This window comes from Bacillus timonensis (assembly GCF_000285535.1).
Lineage (GTDB): Bacteria > Bacillota > Bacilli > Bacillales > Bacillaceae_L > Ferdinandcohnia > Ferdinandcohnia timonensis.
Genome location: NZ_CAET01000116.1, coordinates 1 through 262, shown reverse-complemented (window position 1 = coordinate 262; position 262 = coordinate 1). Strand labels below are relative to the sequence as shown.

Here is a 262-nt window from a genome sequence, read left to right as displayed (position 1 = left end):
TTATTAAGTTCTCTTTTACTTAGTGAAGGAATTGCAATGATGATATTAGCCACATTTTTTTCTCTTACTACCTCCTCGATACTTTCTATTCCTCCTAACACGGGAATGCCTAAAATATCGAGATTTTGTTTTTCACATTATCATCTATGAATCCTATAGGTATTAGTTCAGATTCATTGTTATTTTAATTTGTCTCACAATCATTGTGCCTGCAGCACCTGCCCCCGATAATGAGTGTTCGTTTTCGATGATCGTTCTTTTT

General features: G+C 34.4%; 1 pseudogene. It reads right to left on the bottom strand.

What is annotated here, in order from left to right:
• Window positions 1–262 (bottom strand): annotated as a pseudogene (locus BTHG_RS27190) (nucleoside-diphosphate sugar epimerase/dehydratase); the annotation flags it as partial.